This is a genomic window from Pseudomonas sp. R84 (assembly GCF_009834515.1).
GTDB lineage: Bacteria > Pseudomonadota > Gammaproteobacteria > Pseudomonadales > Pseudomonadaceae > Aquipseudomonas.
In genome coordinates this window covers 5,769,262-5,792,970 of the sequence record NZ_CP019426.1, presented here as the reverse complement: position 1 = coordinate 5,792,970, position 23,709 = coordinate 5,769,262, and the positions used below count along the sequence as shown (strand labels likewise).

Below are 23,709 nucleotides of genomic sequence, written 5' to 3'. Positions count from 1 at the left end.
TCAATGGCTACTAAATTGGTACCTAATAATCAGCTATCAATGAGTGAGCTGATTGTTGATGCGGTATATGAAGGCAGTGCTGATGGACAGCTTTCAGGCGAGCCCATTTCAAAATTGCTTCCAGGCTCGGGCAATATGGGCGGTTTCCGTGTGTCTGGTCGAGGCGAACGAAAGAATTGGGTGGTTTTATTTACGACGGGGGAAGATCGGGACTGGCCTGACACGCTTGATCTGAGCACCGGCCAATTTGTCTACTACGGTGACAATAAAACACCAGGTCATGAACTGCATGACACTCGTTCAGGTGGAAATAAGGTGTTGCGTCACGCGTTCTCACGGCTCCATGCCGATCATGAGCCGCGGTGCGATATTGCCCCGTTCTTGATTTTTAAAAAACTACCGACTGCTAATGCGGCTCGATCCGTTCAGTTCAAGGGCCTTGCCGTCCCTGGGTTTCAGGGGCTGTCGGCGACCGAAGATTTAGTCGCCGTCTGGAAGTCATCCGGTGGGCAGCGATTTCAGAATTACCGTTCGACTTTTACGATCCTCGACGTTCCGGTCGTCAAGCGTGCATGGATCAATGATCTTGCTGCAGGTAATTCTAGGACCGCGAATGCGCCAAAAGCCTGGATCGATTGGCTAGAGTCGGGAAGGTATTGCCCACTGGCGGCAGAGGCGACAACGATCATTCGCTCTGCCGAGCAGCAATCACCCGATACTGCCTTGAAACGCCGCATCTTGGCCGGTGTATGGCAGTATTTCAAAGATGTACCTATCGCATTTGAGGCATTTGCTGCACGCATTTACCAGATGACCGACTCGCGCGTCATCGTTGATGAAATCACTCGCGGCACTATTGATGGTGGGCGTGATGCAGTAGGGCGTTATTTGCTTGGACTTGGCGACGACCCTGTTTATGCCGAGTTCTCGCTTGAGGCCAAGTGCTACCGGCCAGCACTTGGTGGAGATACGCCGAGTACGGTGGGCGTAAAAGAGGTGTCTCGACTGATTTCTCGGATACGGCATAGACAATTTGGCGTGTTGGTTACGACCTCGATAGTTGCTCGTCAGGCCTATCAAGAAGTGCGAGAGGATCGTCATCCGATCATTTTTATATCGGGGCGAGACATTGCTGAAATTCTGATCAAGAACGGATTCAACACGGAAGGCAGAGTCGAAGCCTTGCTAAAAAATGAATTCAAGATTTAGAGGTGCTCATGGAGCCAAGCCCTGTGAAACAAACTGCTGATGCATGGATCGCTATTGATCATGGACTTACCATTGATCCGGCGCTTGCACGTTACACACTTGTCCTAAAAGGCGAGCGCGGGCTTTATCAAAAAATTGCTGCAGATGATTGGGTTTTGATTCTGAACACCTCTGGCGAGATAACCCGTGTGGGGCGCGTCATGCGCCTTCGCTCCAACCGCGAGACCACTTCTCTTTTCTTCGACAAAGTACTGGCTGTTGATTCACCAGTACCGTTTGTTAAAACGGGGCTCGCTTCGCCAACGGGTCGTATTTCTCGCGTGCAGTGGACTGAATTCGCTGAGGCGCTGCCCAAGGCGCTTGATCTGACGGTTGCCGACGTCCCCTTGATCAAAAATGAGGCCTACGTACGAGAGTTATTGCAGTTCGCCATCATGGATGATTTGTTAGGACCTGCCGGTGGCCCCGAAGAGTTCATCGTCGATATGGGCGTACGAGATCGTTACCTGGTAGGCAAGCTGGCGCCGATGGACAACGCTGAGCGTGGCGAAGACTGGGTGCCTGCCGAAAAAGGTGATGAAGATGAGCCTTCCGACCTAGAGCCAAAAGCGCAAGGTAAGAAAATTGACTCGCCCTTGATCTCTGGCAGCGGTGAGTCCGATGCAGATGAAGAGGTGGATGCTGCATCGAATCAATCGCTGGCACCCTCTAGTTTGGGTTTCACTTTTTGTGTCGATGGTAACATTGAAAGTCTTGAGGTAGCGGTGAGTTGGGGGCGTTATGAGCGTGTAGCCAGCGACGATCACGACCATACAAAGCTTATAAAAGACAAGCTCGTTAAGGCTAAGGTTTGGAAACGAGCACCTTCTGGTGGGGTGTTTTCGCTTGCGATGACACCGGGGGGTGTTTCACCTATCGCGCCAGATGCTAGCAGCCCTGAGGTACGCATCCAGGGCACTGTCAGATCGCCCAACGACAAGGGCGATCGCTTGGTCACTCTTTTTCTGGTTAACGGACAAGTGGAGCCAGATGAGAATCGCGATACCGCGTGGGTGTTTCAGCCTGAAATCATTGTGCGAGCGAAAGCTGGCAGCGCAGTAAGCGATATTTTTCGTCGCCGTCCGGCACTGGATTCGGATACTGGCGCTGAAGACGATGAGGATCTGCGAGAGCGCTTGGCACTGGAAATGATCTATCGCGATCGCGTCGAGTTTGCCGTAGGTCATGGTGTTGCGGTGCATGCAACAACTGGCAGCGTTCCAGCTAGGGCGCTTGAGCTGCGTACGGTAGTCATGCCGCAATACGAAGTCGCGGTCACTGAAACGCCAGGCTTAGATCCGCAAGATCGCCCTGCGATGCGCAAAATGACCGCCGATGGCTTACTGGATATGCAGACTCTGGCAGACCTTGATAAGGATGCCCTAATCGCGGCACTTGGTGTGCTGACGCAAGACTATGCCGCCTGGATTGAGGATCAGCGTGGTCGAATCGGTAGCGATGTGATTGGCTACGAGCAGCAGGCCAAAGAAGCGCTGGAACGCTGCGAGTTGATTCAAGCGCGACTGCTTGCGGGCGTGGAATTATTGGCTGTCGATGACAAGGCGCTGGCTGCGTTTCGCTTCGCTAACCGAGCAATGGCCATACAGCGTGTGCGCAGCGCTTATGCTCTAGCCCGGCGTCGAAAACAAGAAGTCGATGTGGCTGCTTTCGATGTATCGAAGAACCGTACTTGGCGACCCTTTCAGTTGGCCTTTCTGTTGTTGTCCGTTCCGGCGCTGGCCAATCCTGCCCATACGGACCGTACCCAGCCATTGCAGGCTTATGCCGATCTGATTTGGTTTCCCACGGGTGGCGGCAAGACTGAGGCGTACTTGGGTGTGGCGGCGTTCACCATGGCGATTCGTCGCTCACAGGGAAACTTGGGCGAGTACGACTCATCCCGTGGCTTAGCAGTCATCATGCGCTACACCTTGCGTCTTTTGACATTGCAACAGTTCCAGCGGGCCACTGCATTGATCTGCGCAATGGAGCATATACGGCGCGAGGCACTGGCTGCGGGGGACAAGTCCCTGGGTGAGAATGCCTTCACCATTGGCCTGTGGGTCGGTAACACCGTGACACCAGGTAAAACTGAGGATAGTCACAAGTTTATTGAAGCCGTTCGTACCCCAGGAAAGAATACTGCTGGTATGGCATCACCGGCGCAGCTGACGGGCTGTCCTTGGTGTGGCTCCGAAATTCTTCCCGGCCAAGATATTGTCGTCGACAAAGTTGCAGGGCGTACGTCGATCTACTGTGGCGACAAGAAGAGTGAGTGCGATTTCTCGCGTGGCCGCTCAAGTAAACAAGATCATCCTGGCCTACCAGTGATGGTGGTGGATGAGGAGATGTATCACCGGCCACCAACGATGATGATCGCCACCGTCGACAAATTCGCGATGATGGCCTGGCGCGGACAAGTGCGAAATTTGTTTGGTAACGTTTCGCAGGAGTGCACGCAGCATGGTTTGCTTTGGCCCGGTTCTAAATGTAATACGGCACATAAGGCTGCTGCAAAGGTCAGAGCAGTTCGTCCAATTCGACCGCCAGATCTAATCATTCAGGACGAATTCCACCTGATCAGTGGCCCACTGGGAACCATGGTGGGTCTCTATGAAAGCGCCGTCGATGAGCTGTGCAGCTGGCGTTTGGGTGAACACTCAATTCGCCCAAAGGTAATTGCATCCACGGCTACCGTGCGTAAGGCGCAGCAGCAGGTCAACAACGTGTTTATGCGCCAGGTAGCAGTGTTCCCGCCGCACGGTCTGGATGTTGAGGACAACTTCTTCTCGGTACAGCGGCCGATTGAGCAAAAACCTGGGCGACGTTATTTGGGCATTTGCTCACCTGGCAGTTCGCGTCCGGCGATGCTGATTCGGGTCTACACCGCGGCGTTGACGGGCGCGCAGGCGTTATTCGACCGCTTCGGTAAGGTCGCTGATCCGTACATGACCATGGTGGGGTACTTCAACTCGCTACGTGAGCTGGGGGGCATGAAACGTTTGGCTGAGGACGATGTGCAGACTCGTGCTTATCGCGTGCAAATGAGCATGGTCCAGCGCCCTGGGTTGGCTCAGCGCAGTGTCATGAATATTCGTGAGTTAACCTCGCGAGTGTCCAACCAAGACATCCCTAAGTACCTAGATCAGCTTGAGGTAATGTTCAAGTCCGAATGGGACCCTGAAAAGCTCAAGCACGTGACTCGCTGGGTTGATGGGGACTCTCGGGCCATCGACGTTGTGTTGGCGACCAATATGTTGTCGGTCGGGGTCGATGTGAGTCGTCTAGGAATCATGGCTGTCAATGGTCAGCCTAAAGGGACCGCGGAATACATTCAGGCGACTAGCCGGGTAGGGCGGCAGTCGCCAGGTCTGGTCTGCACCGTTCTGACTTGGGCAAGGCCTCGCGACCTCTCGCATTACGAGACCTTTGAGCATTATCACGCCACCTTTTACAAACATGTCGAGGCTCAGTCGGTCACGCCATTTTCACCGCGGGCGATGGATCGAGGGCTGACTGGCGCGATGCTGTCATTACTGCGAGCAAAACATGCGGACTTTGCTGCGAACACTGGGGCGGAGAGTCTCAAGCAGCCGAACCAGCCTGAGATGTTGGATGCCATGAAGGTGCTCGAAGCTCGAGCCGATAACGTTGCGGAAGAGCCGGCGCAGAAGCTCGCTGGAAGCATGCTCAAGCAGCGTGCGGATGAGTGGGTGAAGGAAGTGATACAGGGTAACCGTCTCTTGGCTTACGAGAAACGAGGACCGGATAAGGACAGAACCGCTGCATTGATTAATGCGCCTGGTCCGCAAACTTGGAACAACTGGACAGTGCCAATGTCGATGCGAGAGGTCGAGCCGGGTGTGCGTTTAGTGATGAACTCAGCGCGTATAAATGACGATATTCAATGGAAGCCTCGCCCTGCAGCGGTTGATAAGGACGAATGAAAATGGCTAACGAAAAAACTCCCGTTGGTTCAGTCCGGCCGAGCCAGCTGCTCTGGACCTATGGTCCTGGTGCGCTGATTGATTTGCCAAACCTGTCGGTCGTGACGCTAGGGATAAACTTTTGGGAGAAGGATCGCTGTCGGCCGGTGGTAGAAAGTCGCCTGCTGGCTGCCGTGCAAAAAGTACTCGGGCCGCAGGTTGAATCGCTACGTATGCCTCCATTCACGACTAGCGACGCGGTTGATCCGTACTCGGCTGAGGCTTATGTAGGGGTTCCTGTGCGGCCCTTTCCTCGCTGGTTGCGTTGCGTTAAGTGCGGAATGCTTTCGCCTTATGACAGTGGGCTGTTCGATCTGAAGGAAAATCGTTATCGGCCGGAGGCGACTTGCTTCGTTCATAAGGGCTGCACGGGGTCAAAAGGAGATCAGCCTGCGAAGGATGCCGATGCTGTGCCTGCGCGTTTCTTGCTGGCTTGCAAGAATGGGCATCTGGATGACTTTCCGTGGAACTGGTACGTCCACAGTGGTCTTGGTGGTTGCAAGGGTACGCTGCGATTCTTTGAAAGCGGCGCGTCTCTGCAAACCGAGAACCTTTGGGTGAAGTGTGACTCCTGTGGTGTGGCCCGTAATATGGCTCATGCTTTCGGGCAGCTAGGTAAAGAAAACCTTCCAGGGTGCCGCGGTCGGCACCCTCATCTGGATCATTTTGATCCTGATTGTGATGCGGAGCCGCGCGTGGTTCTGCTGGGGGCGACCAATAGTTGGTTTCCTATCTCTATTTCTGCGTTGGCCATTCCACAGGCTAAAGATTCGCTGAGTCAACTTATCGACGATGGTTGGGATTTCTTCCACGATCTTGATGGCGTAGAAGAGGTGCCGTTGACGGTAAAAATGTTAAAAAAAACCGGTGCGTTACCGGGGATTGACCAATATTCTGCCGAGCTGATCTGGGCTGCAATCGAGCAACATCGTAGCGGTGGTGATGCGAATGTCACTGAGTCGGACATCAAGGGGCCTGAGTGGCGCGTGCTGATTGATCCGTCACCAGTGAATGACTATCCGCATTTCACCTCAGACATAGTCAATGTTCCTGGGCGCTTCAAGAGCAAGATCTCGAGGGTGCTGTTATTGAAGCGCTTGCGTGAGGTTAATGCGCTGCTCGGCTTTACACGAGTGGAAGCTCCTGACGATTCAGCTGACCTGGCAACCGGTCCTACTAAGGCTCCGCTGTCACGGGGTAAACCCGATTGGATTCCTGCGAATCAGGTGCATGGCGAAGGCATTTTCATCCAATTCGATGAGCAGGCTATCGCTGAGTGGGAGCAACTTGAAGACGTCCAAAGCGTTGATGAGCGCTTACGTGGCGGTCATAAGGGCTGGCGAAACTCTCGGCATTTAAGCCCTCCGGAAGAAGGCTATCCAGGCGCTCGGTATGTGCTGCTTCATACCTTGGCGCATATGTTAATTCGTGAGCTGGCGTTGGAGTGCGGGTACAGCGCGGCCAGCATCCGCGAGCGTATTTATGCGGACGTGAATGCAGAGGGCTGCCAAGCGGGCTTTATTATTTACACGGCGGCTGCCGACTCCGATGGGACCCTGGGTGGTTTGGTCGAGCTAGGTAAGCCAGAGAACCTTGAGCGGTTGCTTGTGCAGGCTTTGCGGCGTTCTCGCATATGCTCGTCTGATCCGCTCTGCGCCGAGCATGATCCGCAGAAGGATCGAAGTTTGCATGCGGCCGCTTGCCATGCATGTTCATTCGTCGCTGAGACCTCTTGCGAGCGCGGTAACCGCTATCTCGATCGTGCGATGGTGGTTCCCACGTTTGAGAACGACAAGGCCGCATTCTTCAAGGACGTTTGAGATGAAAGCTCTGCTGGAGGCAGTGTCGGCATTGGTGGCTATTGTTTCTCCTGACCGTACCGCCGCTTTGGCGGCAGCGGTCAGGTTCATTGGTGCTGAGAGTGCGGGGAAGTTGAATAATGCTTCCGTGTTGTCTGCCAAAGCTGGTGACTCATTCAAGGCTATGGTCGCGGCATGGAAGTCTAACCCTGTCACCGGTGAAACCTTAGCGGCCATGCTGCTGGCCGCTGACCATGCTTATCGTCAGGCAGAGGCAAAGCAGGTAGTCGATTTGGTATGGACCGGCCCCACTACGGACATTGTTCCGGCTCGTCGAACCGAACAGGCTCTGATTCAGGTAATCGATGGTGCAAAGCACAGGTTGTTCATAACGAGTTACGTTGCTTACGACATCGAGTCGATCACAAAGGCTCTGAGGTCAGCGGCGGATCGCGGTGTGGCGATCAACTTCCTGATGGAGCTTTCGACAGCCAGCGGTGGCAAGGTCAGCATTGACCCCATTGATAACCTGCGCAAAGTCGTTCCTAGTGCGCGGTTCTACATCTGGAAGGACAAGGGTGCGATCTTCTCGAATGGCAGCGTGCATGCGAAGGTCGCGGTGTCCGATGGCTCGCACTGTTTCATAACTAGTGCCAACCTCACCGGGTACGCAATGGATCAGAACATGGAGGCCGGAGTCTTGATCTCCGGAGCTCCATTGCCCGAGCAGCTTCATCGGCACCTGGAGGCGTTGGCGATAACTGGGGTGATCGTGCCTGTCGGGTGATGTTCTTCTGGGGGGGGGGGAATGTCGCGAAGTGACATCATGCGAGCGGTGAAGCGCGCTAATACAGCACCAGAAATCATCGTTCGCCAAGTGCTGCATGCTTTGGGGCTACGGTTTCGTCTGCATCGCCGGGATCTTCCAGGTTCGCCGGATATAGTCCTGCCGAAATTCCAAACGGTGGTTTTCGTGCATGGATGTTTCTGGCACTGCCATCCCGACTGCCGCTACGCGACTACTCCTAAGAGTAGACAAGAGTATTGGCTACCAAAGTTCGAAGCGAATGTAGCGCGTGATGCGCGGAAGGAAGCTCAGTTACGAGAACTGGGCTGGCGTGTACTGGTGATCTGGGAGTGTGAAACGAAGAGTCTTGAGGCGTTGGAGGCTCGCCTCAGGCTTGAATTCGACCTTCCGCTTGGCGAATCGCTTCATAGTCCCTGATGTGTTGCATCAGGCTTTCTCCGATCACTTCTCCTAATCGCACCGGAACGGCGTTGCCGATCATGCGGCCGACGGCTTTGAAGGTGATCCGCTCTGGCTCCATAAACACGTAGTTTCTTGGAAAGGACTGTAGGATCGCTGCTTCACGTAGTGATATAGCGCGGGCCTGATCAGGGTGACCGAAACGGCCGTTCCCGAAGCCGTAGCAGAGGGTGGTCATTGTCGGGCTGGGGCGATCTGCGCGCATACGTCCGTATACGCTCGGATAGGTTTTTCCGCTCGCTTTGCGATGGCATTCAGCGACTAGCTCTGGCGGCCAATCTTTCCAGGATCCGCCTGGCCTGGAGTGAATGATGCGTCGCATGTTGATCGGGGTAAGTGTTGCTGCCCGGTGAAGTGGATCGTTCGGGTCGCACTCTCCAGCCGCCAGGCGAGGCAACGCGCCGATGACGTCCTCGACATGGACTGGGGCGTTCAGATGCGTGGGAGGGATGATGCTTATGGGTATTCCCAGTTTGGAAGCGAGCAGAACATGGCGACGTCGCTGCTGTGGCAAGCCGTATTCGACGCAAGCCACTCGTCCGTCCCAGATCTCGTAACCTTGGTCCCTGAGGCTTTGTACGAAGTCGTGGTAGACCTCGTGTTTGGTGACGTCAGGAACGTTTTCCATAGTTACCAAGTGAGGCTCAGTTTCTTTGATGAGGCGGCTGAAGTGATAGAGCAACGGCCACTTGCGATCGTTGCGGGTGTCTTTGCCTTGGTTGTAGGTTGAGAACGGTTGGCAAGGCGCGCAACCGGCCAGTAGCCTGTATTGGCCAGGACGATACCAGGCTAGCAACTCTTGGGCTGTCACTTCCTGCACGTCTTTTTTGACAAAGGCGGCCTGGTTGTTCTCCTGGTAGGCATACGCGCATTGGCCTTCGATGTCGTACCCGGCATGCACTGTAATGCCGGTGTTGCGCATGCCGGCAGTGAGGCCACCAGCGCCACAGAAAAGGTCAACAGCATCAATCATTGGGATAGGTCCTCTTAGCAGGAGGTATTCTAGCTGGAACCTTTGTAAAGATCGAGCACGATATGTCACACCCATATTTCTTTATCTCCCGTCGAAAGTAAGTACAACGGTTGGATCGCGACAAAAAATAAGTGATTGGGTACTGTGCCAATGACCGCCCTGGTGTCAACCAGGGCAGTCTATCGGGCGGAGTAAACTTCGGAGCTACAGGTAGCCTCGTTCCGCCAGCGACACGCAGCCTTCATGGTCCACCACTACATGATCCAATGTCTGGGTGCCAATCTTGTTGAGTGCATTCTTGAGGACTTTGGCCAGCGCACAATCTGCTTGGCTTGAGTCGGAATCGCTGGAAGGATATTTGTGCACTAGTATCAAGGCGGCTGCGTTATGTTCCAGGGCGATTTTGACCACCTCCCGAGGGGACACGCAGGTAACTTCCAAAGGCCCCCTGAATATTTCCCTAAAGCCAATCACCCGGTGCTCGATATCGAGCAGTAACAAAGCAAAGACTTCGTATTCATGGAACTGCAGAAGCGTTTGTAGGTGGCTGAAAACGAGTCTGCGCTCAGTCAACGCGCGTCCTTTAGACAGACGATACATCGCGAGTTGTTGAGCCATCTGCAGGATGTCGGCCTCGCTGACCGGTGATTCCATGGCATAGGTGTCGGGAGTTTCGCCGGCTTTGAGCTTGGGATATTTCATGCTGGTATTCCTGTCACGAACGCGTGAAAGCACTGAAGGGGGCGTGGCGCAGTCACTGCAAGGTGGGTGTCGGGATTGAATAATTCCGAGCGGCCATTAGGCGAGAATGCTCGGCGCTGCTGTGGCTCGATGGTTCACGCAACGAGTTGTAAGGCTGCATTGAGTGCCTTCTGTTTGATTACTGCGCCTTGACCAAACCATGCCGAATCCATTCGATACTCAGAACTCCTGGCGCGTCGTTCATGATCCACATATTCAGTAACGGCGTTCAGCAAGCCCCATGCTGTTCCGCGAGCGGACTCCATATCAGATCCTCGGCCTTCACCTTCGTAGAGGTTTTGCACCTTCTCCATAGCTCGCTTGTTGGGCAATACATTGGGAATGGGGTCATGGGCTCCGGTGTCGCACAGCACGTCCATAAAGAAGCCGATGACCTCTTTCGTCTGAACTTTGCGTTCGGCGAGGGCGCGCATCCGGTACATGAATTCGTCCCATCGCGAGACGGCAATGCCCAATTGTTTTTTGATGGTTTGCGGATCAAAACGCGTGCTGTGCGGCACTTTGATGGTGTGGTTGGCGCCGCTCAGGGAGATGCTCAGGGTGTTGCTGCAGACCACGCGAACGGTGGTGGGGGTCGCAATGGTAGCCAATGTGCCGTCGCACGAAGTCGCCAGCAGCAGATAGCCGTTGACCTGATCATTGCCCCTCAGGGTTGTCGCCTGGCCCGTTCTGGCAAGTGCCCAGAACTTGCGTCCACCTTTCAACACGCCAGCAGTTTCCAGCTCATAGCCCGAGAACTCGGTAAGGTCTCGGTAGAACTCCAGAACTTCACGTGGCTGTACCACTTGGTAGCGATTGGACACAACCGATAAAGGCGCTTTGGTGTCAGAGCGATACAACACCTTTTGTTCAGGGAACGAGTGGATGGTGCCGAGGTGGCCAGATGCATCTGCTTTAAAATGAACCGGGCTTTCCTGGATCTGCCAATTCATACCAGCTTCACGCTGCCAGATTTCTAGAGGCTGTTTCGGCGACAACGCAGAGCCAAGGCCGTGCCAGGGTGCATCACCAGCGTATGCTATTTGTTCAACGAGATGTGCCATGAGAATGGTTTCCTTAGGGTATAGAGCGGCATAGCGCCGCGCAGAACGCGGCACTAGACGGGGTAATTTGAGAGATTGATTAAGTAGGGAGGTTGAAACGATGCCCGCAGGTCAGGCAGAAGTTATTGGCAAGGATATGACGATCCAGCTTTTCACCAAGTTGAGCACCAACAATACAGCCGCTCACGCCTCCGGCCAGTCCGCCGAGGATGGCGCTAGAGACCGTACTGAGCGAGATGGCAAATGGATCGGGAATGCCACCGACAGAATGGGCTGTGCGGGTTGCAGCGAGCGCGGCGCTGACGCCTTGTGCTGCGCCTCCGACGGCGCCGACAACGGCACCGATTCTCATGGCTGTTTTATGGAAAGCGATTTTTTGCGAGTTACAGGAAGGGCACCGAAATGACATGGTTGAAGCATCCATGATGATTATTCAGTACCGTGATATAGGTGTGTAATGATTTTCAAAATCGTTTGGAGTGAAAGCAGTTGGTCGTCCCGCCCCCTACGGTCAGCGTTTGTCAGTCAAAACCCATGCAGAGTTAGTTCTTTGTATACGTACTTGGTTCCTATTGAGGGCAGTACTGCCTCTGACCCAGTCAAAGTAGTCGCTCGACTCGCAGAAAAAAAATACTGGTCGCTGGAGCCTTAAGTCCAGGGCGAGGGTGGCCTAAAGTCGCGTCATTCCCAACACATGACGAGAAGGCAAGTGACAAATACAGAAGCCGTTTTCTACCCAAGGATTTTGCGCCTGAAGCAACTGACCGAGCGTATCGGCCTTGGACGGTCAACGATCTACGACCGCATGGACACCCAGTCGCCGAGGTACGACGCTACGTTCCCAAAACCAATCAAATTAGGGTCAGCGGCCATCGGCTGGGTTGACTCCGAAATCACCACCTGGATTGAGCAGCGCATGTCTGCCAAGGAGGTGCGCTAATCTTCAAAGACCTGTTCGCTAATGGATGGGACTGGAGTTCCCTTTACTGTTTTTTTTGCTGAATTCGAACACTAACTCCGTATACGTTTTTAACTAATCTTTCTATCGTGAGGTGCGCTACTAGCAGTGCTTTGATCGGGGTCGGCTTGCCTTAATATTTTTGGTTTATATGTTATTAGTATTGCTGTTTACTAGTAATTACTACTCTAGGGATTAACTAGATCTGCTCTCCTAGAGAATGGTAACTATTCAGCAAGCATCACCTATGCTTGCGTGTAAGTAGAGAGCGAGGTGTGTCTACAGATATCAAAATGTAATGAAGTGACTTGATCAACAGTCAAGTCAGTCAGTAATGTGATTGACAGTTAAATTCCCTAGGCAAGAGGAGGTGTTTGTGAGAGGTGATGAAGAGCGCCTTGCAGCGCTCCAGAGTAAGATCGGGTTAACGGTAAAAGGCATAGAAGTAGGTGCTCTGGATAACGGTCTGATTGCGACTCTGAAGAGCGCATCGTGGTTGGTCAGAAGGCTTATAAAATCAGAAGGAGATGCGTTTAAGGTTGATGTTGTGGATGACTTCGGCAATGCACGCCTGAAGAGCAATGCTCCAGGCAATATCCTGCTCAAACTTCTAAAGGAGCACATTCCCAACGACAGTCGGTTTAATGCGCTTTACAAATTTGAACCGTATCTAGATATGGCGATTAGCCGCCTTGTTAAATTCGATTTGTATCCAGTACTTTTGTCTTGGTACATGGAAAGGCCAGCTAGTGAGGCTCGTAAGCTCATGGCGCACCTGAACCGGTGTGTGGATCAGATTCGTCAAGAGGTCAAATCTAAGAACTTTCTAGCTACGCTCAACAGCTATCAGAGGTCGAGTAATAAAAACTACAAGGAACTCACAGAATATGTAGATGCGTTGTTCAAACGCCATGCCAGACTGCTGGTGCTGAGGGTTGATCTTTCCTATTCGAAAGAAAACTCCAAGACGACGCAGGATCAAGCTAAGCAAGATCGACAGCGCCTGTTCGAAAACGCGAGGTCGAACAAGCTGTTTGGTGACATGGTGGGTTACATCTGGAAGCTGGAGCACGGGCCGGAGAAAGGCTTTCATTATCACATGATGTTTTTCTTTGACGGCTCCAAGGTTCGAGAAGACATAACTCTGGCCAAGCGGATTGGCGAATATTGGAAGGAGGTGATTACGAAAGGTCGAGGCCTGTACTACAACTGCAATGCGGTTAAGCTTGCCTATGCGAGCTGTGGGATTGGGATGATTGAACATGCGGATGCCGAGCTGCGCGCAGGTTTGTGCAAAGCTGTGTTTTATCTCACCAAGACGGATTTATACATGAAACTTCAAACTAAAGGGCGCGGCATGGGAAAAGGGTTATACCCTAGCCCTAAAGGTGCCCGTGGCAGACCAAGAGCGTTAATGGCTGCTTAGGAATGCACGGCCTAGAGATTAGCACTGTCGAGCGGCCTGCGCAGTGCTGAGAACTCTGTGGTGACGAGTGCGTATGTTTTATTTATTGTCTACTTGTGACGTTTGGTTTTCTCCCAAGCAGGATTGACGAGTTCATCTTCACACAACCATCTGGGCAGCCACGTTTCAATGTTTGAGGGTTGTACATCAAGGATGTTGTTGTTGACGATAAAATCACTCAGAGGTCGCTCTAGCGTAGCAACGGCTGTTGTTTTATATGGCCAGCCTGCTTCAGGTCGCAAGTCTTCCAGCAATCTTGCGATCTCTTCTTTTAATGGTAAGGTAGATTTATTCCGGCCTTGCGCGTTTTTACTGTTTCGTACAGAGCGTTTATCAGCTTCGTTAAGGTTTTGGATCGCAGCGGAACGCTCTATGATTTCGCCAATCATTAAGCTTGCGTAGCTATTAAAGGCCCAAGCTTTGTCGCGAGCTTTATTTTGCTCGGCAGTGCTGGCTAGTTCCAAATATAAGCAAGCGTACTTCACGTGTTGAAGCAATTTAGTGGCGTCGTTGTCGTGCTTGCTGGATTCGTTGTCCCAATCCTCCTCTAGCTGCCCCTGAAGTTCAGGGGTGCTGATGCTGGAACGGATGCTTTCTAACAGTTCTAGATGTGCGTCAGGCTCTGTAAGTGGTGAGAAAAAATGGAGATGCAGTATCCCGCGATTCCTAGCGATGGCTGCATCGATTGTGATGTTGCCGATGCGTTCATTCTCTTGTATAGCGAGTTGCGTTCTCGTAAACAACGCGGGCTTTTTTTCTTTCATTTTTCCTGCTGATCTTTGATGAAGTTGGTTTATTCGTATGTTATCGAGGCTCCACCGGTCGAACCGGTGGTGGGGTGTTGGTCGGGAGGGGCGTGTTTAACCCGCGTGGCTATTGAGGGCGCGTAATGAATTCACTCCAGTCTTTCATTAGGTCGCGTCGTTTATCGAGAAAATCAGTACGCGAGTATGCCCCTTCAGTCTGATCTCGCTCATCATGCGCTAGCGCCATTTCGCATACTTCACGTGGGTAGTGAGTGCATTCCCCAGCCCAGTCTCGAAATGAAGAACGAAAACCGTGTCGAGTGATTTGTTTGTATCCCATGTCATGTAGGAGCGTCCGTATGGCGTTTGCATGCATGACTCCTGTCTTGCCGTGGCCTGGAAATAGAAAGGGGCTTCTCTCATCTCTCGGAATGCGCTTGACCAGCTTTATGACTTCCTCAGCGAGCGGAATCACGAAAGCTACTCGCATTTTCATTCGCTCATCTGGCAGCGACCAAGTTGCAGCTTCTAGATCAAACTCATCCCAACGAGCGAACCTGACCATATGGGCGCGTGCGCTGGTCATGATCAGCAGTTGAGCAGCCCAAGATGGAGGAGTGGAGTTTGCACAAAGTTTTATCATCAGATCCGGCACATCCTGCCAGCGTAACGCCTCAAAGTGCTCTCGCTTTCGAGCCTTCTTCTTTTCAGCACGACTCAAAAGGTTTTCTAAGTGCCCGCGCCAGCGAGCAGGGTTTTCGCCGTTTCGAAGGTTGCGTGCCTTGGCGGCGTCTAGAACCTGTTCAATTTGTCCACGTACCTCGTCGGCGGTTCTGGTCTTGGTGGCCCAGATGGGTTGCAGCACCTTAAGCACCTGAGGAGTACCGATCTCGTCGGCTGATAGCTTGCCTATGTGATCAAACGCATACAGCTCTAACTTTCGTAGCCAGCCTTTACGCCACTTCTCCGACCACGCCGAGCCATGAGCATTACGGTATTCCGTTGCGAGCGTCTCGAACTTCACTTGCTTGGCTTCACTTACACGCTGAGCTTCCCGTTGAGCTGCACGCTCTATGTCTCTGGCTGCAAGGGGATCAATGCCGTCGCTCAGTTGGGTGCGTTTGGTGCTGGCATCTTGTCTGGCTTTCTTGAGACTCACCTCGGGGAATGAACCCAGCCCCATCTCTCTACGACGACCTGCCAGTTGGAAGCGGAGTAGCCAGGATTTACGCCCTGTAGGCTTAACGACCAAGCGAAGCCCATCACCATCTTCATAGGTGCCAGGTTCGGTCAAGTTTTCGACTTGTTTCGGATTCAACTTACCCATTGGATTTTCCCCTGTCGTCCGCTATGTCCCCCCACCTGTCCCCCCACTTCATCGTTGGATGAGGTCAGATGGCGTTGAACACCATCGGACAGGCGAATGCCTAGAGCCCCCGGAATAGCTAAGCTATCAGGAAGATTCTTGGATGGGATAGGATTATTTCGGACAATTAAAAAGCCGGCTTGTGGCCGGCTTCTCGGGGACTGGCTTGGCCTATTTTTGGTAAGCCTTGCCAGCCTTCAAAACGTACATCCGGATCTGCGTCCGGCTGTGGGACTTGGTCAGACGTTGGTCTGCCGCGTCGGGCGCTCTCTGAGCCGCGGGGCGGGTCGATGCGCAAATGTGGGGCGCAGGATACTGAGTTTTGCTTGGGATTCCCAGTCTGAAGTGCGGTTTAGAGCGACTTCTACGCCAGAAATCCGGGATTTGTACCGATTGTCCGGGCCTCTTCGCGAGCAGGCTCGCTCCCACAGGGTTCTGTGCAGGGTCGACAAACCGCATCAAGTCAGAGAAACGGCACCGCCGGTCGCCGCTTGCTCACTGTCGACCACCAAAACACCCAGCCCAATATGTGAATCCGTTGCTCTTCGATCTGCGCCGGGCGGAACACTTCGTCCGGGTATTCCGCGCTGTTGTGGCTGCGCAGGCGCAGGCCGTTGCCGGGCATGCGGTGCAGGTATTTGATGCGCAGCATACCGTCGTGTTCGATGGCGTAGATCTCGCCGTCGACGACTTGGGTCAGGCCGCGGTCGATCGCGACGACGGAGCCGTCCTCGATACGTTCGGCCATGCTGTTGCCGATCATGTGCGCGCAGATGGCATCGGCGGGGCGGATCTCCAGTTGATCAACCTGTGCACGCAGCAGGCGGATGGACAGGTCCGGGTCCTGAATGACGTGGGTTTTGTCGGAACCGTTGGTCAGTGGCGTTTCTTTGAAGAAGGCCAGTTCGATGTCGTTGGGATGGATGAATCTATACGCGCCCTGTGGATCATGGGCGTCAAAGCTGTCGCCGTTGCTGGCAGGCGGAGTCAGGCTTGGCAGCTCTTTTGTGCCTTGGCCGGTTTTCAGCCATTCGCTGTTGACGGACAGCAGGCGTGAGACTTCTTCCATGCGATACGCCGGGACGCCCCGGGTGTACCAGTTGTGGACATTTTGGGCTTCCGTGCCCCAGAACTTTGCGAAACCCGTCGTCGAGATGTTCGCAGCTTCCAGGAGTGCCTTGAATCTTGGACCGCTAGTGTTCTTTCTCATAAACACGGAGTCTACGGCCGTGCCAGAGCGGTTTGAATAAACCGGACGTTCAAAAACGGGCTGAATTTTGCGACGGGATGTAAGGCGATCTTGTGGGAAATTACACAGGCTAAAACTTTTCTGTAGTCCGTCATAAACACTCTGTTTAAGACAACTTTTCCCGAGCACAAAAAACCCCGGATCAACCGGGGTTTTCTTCAAGCCTCACGCGTGGCGCAGGTGCTTAGCCTTTGTAGGCGGCAACCGACTTGGTGATCGCTTCGCGGGCGGCGTCTGCACCGGCCCAACCTTCGATCTTGACCCATTTGCCTTTTTCGAGATCTTTGTAGTTCGCGAAGAAGTGCTCGATCTGCTGGATCAGCAGTGGCGGCAGGTCGGTGTATTCCTTCACATCGACGTACAGCTGGGACAGCTTGTCGTGTGGGACTGCGATGACTTTGGCATCGCCGCCGCCGTCGTCGGTCATGTTCAGGATGCCGACTGGACGCGCGCGGATCACCGAGCCTGGAGCAACCGGGTAAGGGGTCACAACCAGCACGTCGAGGGGATCACCGTCGTCAGCCAGGGTGTTCGGGATGTAACCGTAGTTGGCCGGGTAGAACATTGGGGTGGCCATGAAACGGTCAACGAACAGGCAATCGCTGTCTTTGTCGATTTCGTATTTGATCGGCGCGTGGTTGGCCGGAATCTCGATCGCGACGTAGATGTCGTTCGGCAGGTCTTTGCCAGCCGGAATCTTGCTGTAGCTCATTGGGCGTTGCCCCCGTAGTTGACCAAAAACACTTGGCCGGATTGACCAAAAAGTGGCGGCGATTATAGGCATATTCTGCCGTCGATGCCATGTACCGAAAGTCGTGCAGACCTTAGTCGTGAGCCTGATAGACCGGGTCTGAGGCCTGAAGTTGCCGCAACCGGCTCAACGGGTCCTGACGGTAGAAAAGCTGCAGCTGCGCATACACCTGTGGATAAGCCTCGTGCAACAGATCCGGGGCGCTGAAAAAGTACTCGCTGGTGACGGCGAAGAACTCGGCCGGGTTCTCGGCGGCGTAGGGATCAATGGCGGTTTCGGCGTCAGGGTCATGGTCGAGCTGACGGTTGAGATCGTCGTAAGCCTTTTGCATGACGTCTGCCCAGTCGCTGACACGCATGTCGGCGTGCAGTGGCGGCAGGCCGTTGGCGTCGCCGTTAAGCATGTCGAGTTTGTGCGCCAGTTCGTGGATGACCAGGTTATAGCCTTCCCAGCCACCACTGGCCATCACGCCCGGCCAGGCGAGGATGATCGGCCCCTGCTGCCAAGCCTCGCCGCTGTGTTCGCCGTCCCATTCGTGCTCGACACCGCTGGCGTCGCGATGACGTTGCGGGCTGAGAAAGTCGTCGGGGTAGAGCACGATCTCGTGGAAACCCTGATACCAGTTCAGATCGCCCAGATTGAGCAGTGGTAATTGTGCCTGGGCGGCGAGCAGCAGGCGTTGTTCCTGATGCAGTTCGACGCCGGGCAGAGCGCTCAGGTGTTTGTCTTCGAGGAACAGTACGCAGGCTTCGCGCAGCCACTGATCTTCGGCAGCGCTGATGCCATCAAGGAAGCTCAGGTGATGCCGCACCCGTTGCCACATGTTGTCGGCAATCGGGTGCTTCGCCAGAATGCGCCGGCGACGCCAGGCGCTCAGCGACCACATCGGCCTAGTGCGATTGCGCTTTGGTGCCGCCGAAACGGCTGCGAACCACGCCAAGGATCATCGGCACCAGCGACAGCAGAATGATCGCCACCACCAGCAACGACAGGTTTTTCTTGATGAACGGCACGTTGCCGAAGAAGTAACCCAGCGTCACCAGACCGCCGACCCATAGGATGGTGCCCAACACGCTGAAACCGAAGAAACGCGGGTATGGCATCTTCGCTACGCCGGCGACGAACGGCGCGAAGGTACGGATGATCGGCAGGAAGCGCGCCAGCGTCACGGTCTTGCCGCCATGCTTGTCATAGAAATCGTGGGTTTTTTGCAGGTAATCGCGACGGAAGATTTTCGAGTTCGGGTTGCTGAACAGTTTCTCGCCAGCCGTTCGTCCGATCACGTAGTTGGTGCTGTCGCCCAGTATGGCCGCGAGCATCAACAGTCCGCCCAGCAGCACCGGATCCATACCGCCGCCCGCCGCAACGGCACCGGCGATGAACAGCAGCGAATCACCCGGCAGGAACGGCATCACTACCAGTCCGGTTTCACAGAAGATCACCAGAAACAGGATGGCGTAGATCCATGGCCCATAGTTGTTCACCAGCAAATCGAGGTATACATCGAGATGCAGGATAAGGTCGAGCGGGTTGAAATCCATGGGGGCACCTGTTTGACGGCCCGACTCGGCAGGCATGTGCGGATGACTTCGTGTAAGCCTACAGCGGGGTGTAGTTTTTCTTACAAGCCGGAAAGATCGGGATTATACGGTCTGAAGGATGAAAAGCGCGTCGGTTTTGTAGCGAGGGATGTCGAGGTGTGAACAATTGTCAGGAAGCATTCGGGGTGCCTGAGGGAGCGGGCTCCCTCATCACACGTTGCACTTGCAGTCAGAGTTCTTCGCTGATCGGCAGCACGTAGTTCTTGAACTCGGTGTCTTCCTTGAATCCGATGGATTCATAGGTTTTCTGCGCCACTTCGTTGTTGCTGCTGGTGGAAACACGCATGCGCACGGCCTGGGTTTCCTTGGCCATTTTCTTCGCAGTGCGGATCAGGTTGTCGGCGACCAGTTGGCGGCGTGCATCTTCGGCGACATAGATGTCATTTAGGATCCACACGCGTTTGAGTGACAACGAGGAGAAGCTTGGATAGAGCTGACAGAAGCCCATGAGTTTCTTGTCGTCATCATCGGCCAAGGCCAGATAGATCACCGATTCCTTGCGACGCAGACGCTTTTCAAGAAAGGCGCGGGAGGAATCCGGGTAAGGCAGGGAACCGTAGAACTCGCGATATTTGACGAACAACGGAGTCAGTAAATCCAGATGTTCGAGGGTCGCTTGAATAATCCGCATGATAGGTCTCGTCTTCAAGTGGCTGTCTTCAACTGCTCTGACGGCGATGGGAAACCCGTGCGGCCGTGCATCGATCCTGCCTGAAACCGGCGCAGAAACGCAATGCGGAAACGGTTCAGGTAGGGGGCGGGCTGAGTAGGAAATTTCCTTTCATGTCCGCACCGGCGTCCGACTCCAGCGTCTGAACCTGTGCTTCGTCCTTCAGATTCACGCCCGACAGCTGTCTGCGACACGCTTCCCGCATCAAGTACAGCAAGCGGTGCGCCGCCATGCCGTAGCTCAAGCCTTCGAGCCGCACATTGGAAATGCAGTTGCGGTAGGCGTCGGTCAGGCCGATCTTTGGATTGTAGGTGAAATATAAACCCAGGCTGTCTGGCGAGCTGAGTCCCGGGCGTTCGCCGATCAGCATCACCAGCATTTTTGCGCCGAGCAATTGGCCGATTTCATCACCGACGGCAACGCGACCCTGTTCCACCAGGATAACGGGCGCCATCGACCAGCCGTCAGCGCTCATTTGCTCTTCCAGTCGGGTCAGAAACGGCAATGTATGCCGATGCACCGCCAGCGCCGACAAGCCGTCAGCCACGACGATCGCCAGATCGACGCCGCCCGGATGCGCGGCCGCGTAATCGCGCAATTGCCGGGCCGAGTCATCGCTCAGTTTGCGCCCCAGATCCGGGCGTTGCAGGTAGCTGTTGCGGTCTACTGCCGCGCTGTGCAGCAACAAGGAGTCGCGCTCGCGCTCGCTCAGCTGCGCGCTGAGCCCGGCATGGTCGAACGGCAGATGCACGGCATCCCGCGCCTGAGCATGGGCAAACTGGAAATCCAGTTGCGCAGTGGTCGGCAGGCTGGTGCCGGTGCGGCCGAGGGCGATCCGCGCAGGCGTCAGGCGGCGCAGTTCCAGCCAAGGGTTTTGCGGGTCCACGGGCGGTTTTTCCATGTGACTCATCCCAGTTGCGCCAGCGCCTGGCGGAAGGCCGGCGGCAAGTTGTTGCCAAAGCGAACCTTGCCGTCCGCTTGCGTGAAGATGCCCATGTTGGCCAGCCATTGTTCGAACTCCGGCGCCGGTTTCAGGCCCAGGGTCTGCCGAGCGTAGAGCGCGTCGTGGAACGAAGTGGTCTGGTAATTGAGCATGATGTCGTCGGAGCCGGGGATGCCCATGATGAAGTTGATCCCGGCCACACCCAAGAGGGTTAGCAAGGTGTCCATGTCGTCCTGATCGGCTTCAGCGTGGTTGGTGTAGCAGATATCGCAACCCATCGGCACGCCGAGCAGCTTGCCGCAGAAGTGATCTTCGAGGCCGGCGCGGATGATCTGTTTGCCGTTGTACAAGTACTCCGGGCCGATAAATCCTACGACCGTGTTCACCAGGAACGGCTTGAAATGTCGCGCCACCGCGTAGGCTCGGGTCTCGCAGGTCTGTTGGTCGACGCCGTGGTGGGCGTTGGCCGACAGCGCGCTGCCCTGACCCGTCTCGAAATACATCAGGTTCTGCCCGAGAGTGCCGCGATTCAGGCTCAGGCCGGCGTCATAGCCTTCCTGCAAGACATTCAGGTTGATGCCGAAACTGGCGTTGGCCGCTTCGGTACCGGCAATCGACTGGAACACCAGGTCCAGCGGCACGCCACGGTTGATCGCCTCGATGGAGGTGGTGACGTGGGTCAGCACGCAGGCCTGGGTCGGGATGTCGTAGCGCTGGATGATCGCGTCGAGCATTTCCAACATTGCGCAGATTGAGGCGATGCTGTCGGTGGCCGGGTTGATGCCGATCATCGCATCGCCGTTGCCGTAGAGCAGGCCGTCGAGAATGCTCGCGGCGATGCCGGACGGTTCGTCGGTCGGGTGATTCGGCTGCAGGCGGGTCGATAGGCGTCCGCGCAAACCGAGGGTGCCGCGAAACTTTGTCACCACGCGAATCTTTTGCGCCACCAGCACCAGATCCTGCACGCGCATGATCTTCGACACCGCCGCGACCATTTCCGGGGTCAGGCCGGGGGCGAGGTTGCGCAGGCTGGTTTCGTCGGCGGCGTCGCTGAGCAGCCAGTCACGAAAGCCGCCCACGGTGAGGTGGCTGACCACGGCAAAGGCTTGTTTGTCGTGGGTGTCGATGATTAGCCGAGTGACTTCATCGGTCTCATAGGGAATCAGCGCTTCTTGCAGGAAATGCGTGAGCGGAATGTCGGCCAGCGCCATTTGCGCGGCCACGCGTTCGCCGTCGTTTAGGGCGGCGACGCCTGCGAGAAAGTCCCCGGAACGCGCCGGGCTGGCTTTGGCCATGACGTCCTTGAGGCTGTCGAAGCGATAGGTCTGGGCGCCGACCGTGTGAGCGAAACTGGCCATACACAATTCTCCGTGACGGCGCAGACCGAGCCTGCGCCGGGATTGTCGGCACTCAGTGCAAGGCTTGCTCAGCCTTCTGGATCGCCGCGAACTCTTCCTCCGGCGTGCCTGCTACCAAGTGATGTCGACTGTAGAACGCAAAGTAAGCAATTAACACTCCATAGATGACGGCGGCACCGATTACCACCCGTGGGTCGACCAGGAAGCCCGCGACCACGGCGATGCACGCCAGCACCAAGGCCACGCCGGAGGTGAAGATGCCGCCCGGTGTGCGGTACGGCCGGTCCATTTTGGGGCGGCGAATCCGCAAGGTGATGTGCGCGGCCATCATCAGCACGTAGGAAATGGTTGCGCCGAACACCGCTACCAGAATCAGCAGATCGCCCTGGCCGGTCAGCGACAGGCCGAAACCGATGATGCCGGGAATCACCAGCGCCAGGACCGGTGCCTTGCTTTTATTGGTTTCGGACAGTTTGCGTGGCAGGTAGCCGGCCCGGGACAGCGCGAAAATCTGCCGCGAGTACGCGTAGATGATCGAGAAGAAACTCGCGATCAGTCCGGCCAGCCCCACGAGGTTGACGAAACTGCCCATCCAGGTCGAGCCGCCATAGGCTCTGCTCAACGCCTCGACCAACGGGTTGCCGGAGGTCAGCAACGAATTGGCACCCGCACCGCCGGGACCGACGATGAGAATCAGCAGGGCAAACATCAGAAGCACCAACATGGCGCCGATCAAGCCGCGCGGCAGGTCACGTTTGGGGTTTTTGGTTTCTTCGGCGGCCAGCGGCACGCCTTCAACGGCAAGAAAGAACCAGATCGCATAGGGAATCGCCGCCCAGACGCCAACATAACCGAATGGCAAAAACGGACTGGCACCCGCCGCGGCAGTGACCGGAATGTCGAGCAGGTTGGCGACGTCGAAATGCGGCACCATCGCCACCAGAAACACCCCCAGCGCCAGCGCGGCGACGGCGGTGATGACAAACATCAGCTTGAGCGCTTCGCCGACCCCGAAAATGTGGATGGCAATGAAAATGATGTAGAAGGCCAGATAAATCATCCAGCCGCCGATGCCGAACAGCGATTCGCAGTAGGCACCGATGAACACCGCGATAGCCGCAGGGGCAATGGCGTATTCGATGAGAATCGCGGTGCCGGTGAGAAACCCGCCCCACGGCCCGAATGCACTGCGGGCAAAACCGTAGCCACCGCCAGCGGTAGGGATCATCGAAGACAACTCGGCCAGAGAAAAGCACATGCACAGGTACATGGTGGCCATCAGCAGCGTCGCCAGGAACATGCCGCCCCAGCCACCCTGTGCGAGGCCGAAGTTCCAGCCGGCATAGTCACCGGAAATCACGTAGGCAACGCCCAGGCCCACTAGCAGTACCCAGCCGGCGGCACCTTTTTTCAGTTCGCGTTGTTGAAAGTAATCCGATCCGACTTTTTCAAAGTCGACGGAGGCGCCGGTCGCCGGAGCGCCAGCCGGGGATTCGCTAGGCATAGGTTTCACCGTTCTTATTG

21 protein-coding genes are annotated in these 23,709 nt (G+C 55.3%); 7 read left to right on the top strand and 14 right to left on the bottom strand.

The genetic code is table 11. The annotated features are described in order from the left end of the window. The first annotated feature begins 3 nt into the window (after nt 1-3). Genes PspR84_RS25635 through PspR84_RS25615 form a run of 5 tightly spaced genes read left to right on the top strand, consistent with a single transcriptional unit; the run spans nt 4 to nt 8,258 of the window. The gene (locus tag PspR84_RS25635; RefSeq protein ID WP_160059577.1) at nt 4-1,209 is read left to right on the top strand and encodes a restriction endonuclease; all 1,206 of its coding nucleotides are present in this window, start codon (nt 4-6) and stop codon (nt 1,207-1,209) included. A gap of 23 nt (nt 1,210-1,232) precedes the next feature. Continuing rightward, a complete protein-coding gene (gene drmA, locus PspR84_RS25630) occupies nt 1,233-5,195 on the top strand; it encodes a DISARM system helicase DrmA (protein ID WP_238785175.1) in 3,963 nt (1,320 codons plus the stop codon). A 2-nt stretch (nt 5,196-5,197) separates the two neighbouring features. Continuing rightward, nucleotides 5,198-7,054: a DUF1998 domain-containing protein gene (locus PspR84_RS25625; RefSeq protein WP_160059575.1), complete on the top strand. Its 1,857-nt coding sequence runs from the start codon at nt 5,198-5,200 to the stop codon at nt 7,052-7,054. Between the two features lies 1 nt (nt 7,055). Further along, nucleotides 7,056-7,820, top strand: coding sequence for a DISARM system phospholipase D-like protein DrmC (gene drmC, locus PspR84_RS25620; protein ID WP_160059574.1), 765 nt, complete (start codon nt 7,056-7,058; stop codon nt 7,818-7,820). 21 nt (nt 7,821-7,841) lie between these two features. After that, nucleotides 7,842-8,258, top strand: a complete 417-nt coding sequence (locus tag PspR84_RS25615) for a very short patch repair endonuclease (RefSeq protein WP_160059573.1) — start codon at nt 7,842-7,844, stop codon at nt 8,256-8,258. Here PspR84_RS25615 and PspR84_RS25610 read toward each other — a convergent pair. From PspR84_RS25610 to PspR84_RS25595, 4 genes are all read right to left on the bottom strand, one after another. Continuing rightward, nucleotides 8,209-9,279 (bottom strand): DNA cytosine methyltransferase, encoded by a 1,071-nt coding sequence (locus PspR84_RS25610; protein ID WP_160060144.1) that lies wholly within the window; start codon nt 9,277-9,279, stop codon nt 8,209-8,211. The two genes, PspR84_RS25615 and PspR84_RS25610, sit on opposite strands and share 50 nt — an antisense overlap. Nucleotides 9,280-9,477: 198 nt before the next feature. Further along, entirely contained in the window at nt 9,478-9,975 is a 498-nt protein-coding gene (locus tag PspR84_RS25605) for a JAB domain-containing protein (RefSeq protein ID WP_160059572.1), read from the bottom strand. A gap of 134 nt (nt 9,976-10,109) precedes the next feature. Further along, nucleotides 10,110-11,078: a DUF932 domain-containing protein gene (locus tag PspR84_RS25600; protein WP_160059571.1), complete on the bottom strand. Its 969-nt coding sequence runs from the start codon at nt 11,076-11,078 to the stop codon at nt 10,110-10,112. Between the two features lie 79 nt (nt 11,079-11,157). Next, a complete protein-coding gene (locus PspR84_RS25595) occupies nt 11,158-11,430 on the bottom strand; it encodes a hypothetical protein (protein WP_174244534.1) in 273 nt (90 codons plus the stop codon). A 357-nt stretch (nt 11,431-11,787) separates the two neighbouring features. On the opposite strand from PspR84_RS25595, the gene PspR84_RS25590 reads away from it, so the two are divergent. Then, on the top strand, nt 11,788-12,018 hold the full coding sequence (locus PspR84_RS25590) for an AlpA family transcriptional regulator (RefSeq protein ID WP_238785174.1): 231 nt from the start codon (nt 11,788-11,790) through the stop codon (nt 12,016-12,018). Nucleotides 12,019-12,412: 394 nt separating this feature from the next. After that, nucleotides 12,413-13,462, top strand: coding sequence for an inovirus-type Gp2 protein (locus PspR84_RS25585; protein WP_160059569.1), 1,050 nt, complete (start codon nt 12,413-12,415; stop codon nt 13,460-13,462). A gap of 89 nt (nt 13,463-13,551) precedes the next feature. Here PspR84_RS25585 and PspR84_RS25580 read toward each other — a convergent pair whose 3' ends face one another. From PspR84_RS25580 to eat, 10 genes are all read right to left on the bottom strand, one after another. Then, nucleotides 13,552-14,265 carry a hypothetical protein gene (locus PspR84_RS25580; protein ID WP_160059568.1) on the bottom strand — a complete coding sequence of 238 codons (714 nt, stop codon included), beginning with the start codon at nt 14,263-14,265 and terminating at the stop codon, nt 13,552-13,554. Between the two features lie 109 nt (nt 14,266-14,374). After that, nucleotides 14,375-15,574, bottom strand: coding sequence for an integrase arm-type DNA-binding domain-containing protein (locus tag PspR84_RS25575; RefSeq protein ID WP_160059567.1), 1,200 nt, complete (start codon nt 15,572-15,574; stop codon nt 14,375-14,377). 502 nt (nt 15,575-16,076) lie between these two features. Then, nucleotides 16,077-16,823, bottom strand: a complete 747-nt coding sequence (locus PspR84_RS25570) for a helix-turn-helix transcriptional regulator (protein ID WP_160059566.1) — start codon at nt 16,821-16,823, stop codon at nt 16,077-16,079. A 223-nt stretch (nt 16,824-17,046) separates the two neighbouring features. Further along, nucleotides 17,047-17,574, bottom strand: a complete 528-nt coding sequence (ppa, locus tag PspR84_RS25565) for an inorganic diphosphatase (protein WP_003205933.1) — start codon at nt 17,572-17,574, stop codon at nt 17,047-17,049. Nucleotides 17,575-17,686: 112 nt separating this feature from the next. Next, nucleotides 17,687-18,499 (bottom strand): zinc-dependent peptidase, encoded by an 813-nt coding sequence (locus tag PspR84_RS25560; protein WP_160059565.1) that lies wholly within the window; start codon nt 18,497-18,499, stop codon nt 17,687-17,689. Between the two features lie 4 nt (nt 18,500-18,503). After that, the gene (locus PspR84_RS25555; protein ID WP_007910892.1) at nt 18,504-19,154 is read right to left on the bottom strand and encodes a DedA family protein; all 651 of its coding nucleotides are present in this window, start codon (nt 19,152-19,154) and stop codon (nt 18,504-18,506) included. A gap of 229 nt (nt 19,155-19,383) precedes the next feature. Further along, on the bottom strand, nt 19,384-19,845 hold the full coding sequence (locus PspR84_RS25550) for a GNAT family N-acetyltransferase (protein WP_007910890.1): 462 nt from the start codon (nt 19,843-19,845) through the stop codon (nt 19,384-19,386). A 115-nt stretch (nt 19,846-19,960) separates the two neighbouring features. Continuing rightward, nucleotides 19,961-20,785, bottom strand: a complete 825-nt coding sequence (eutC, locus tag PspR84_RS25545) for an ethanolamine ammonia-lyase subunit EutC (protein ID WP_160059564.1) — start codon at nt 20,783-20,785, stop codon at nt 19,961-19,963. Between the two features lie 5 nt (nt 20,786-20,790). Next, nucleotides 20,791-22,185 (bottom strand): ethanolamine ammonia-lyase subunit EutB, encoded by a 1,395-nt coding sequence (locus tag PspR84_RS25540; protein WP_160059563.1) that lies wholly within the window; start codon nt 22,183-22,185, stop codon nt 20,791-20,793. 52 nt (nt 22,186-22,237) lie between these two features. Beyond that, entirely contained in the window at nt 22,238-23,689 is a 1,452-nt protein-coding gene (gene eat, locus PspR84_RS25535) for an ethanolamine permease (protein ID WP_160059562.1), read from the bottom strand. Nucleotides 23,690-23,709 lie beyond the last annotated feature (20 nt).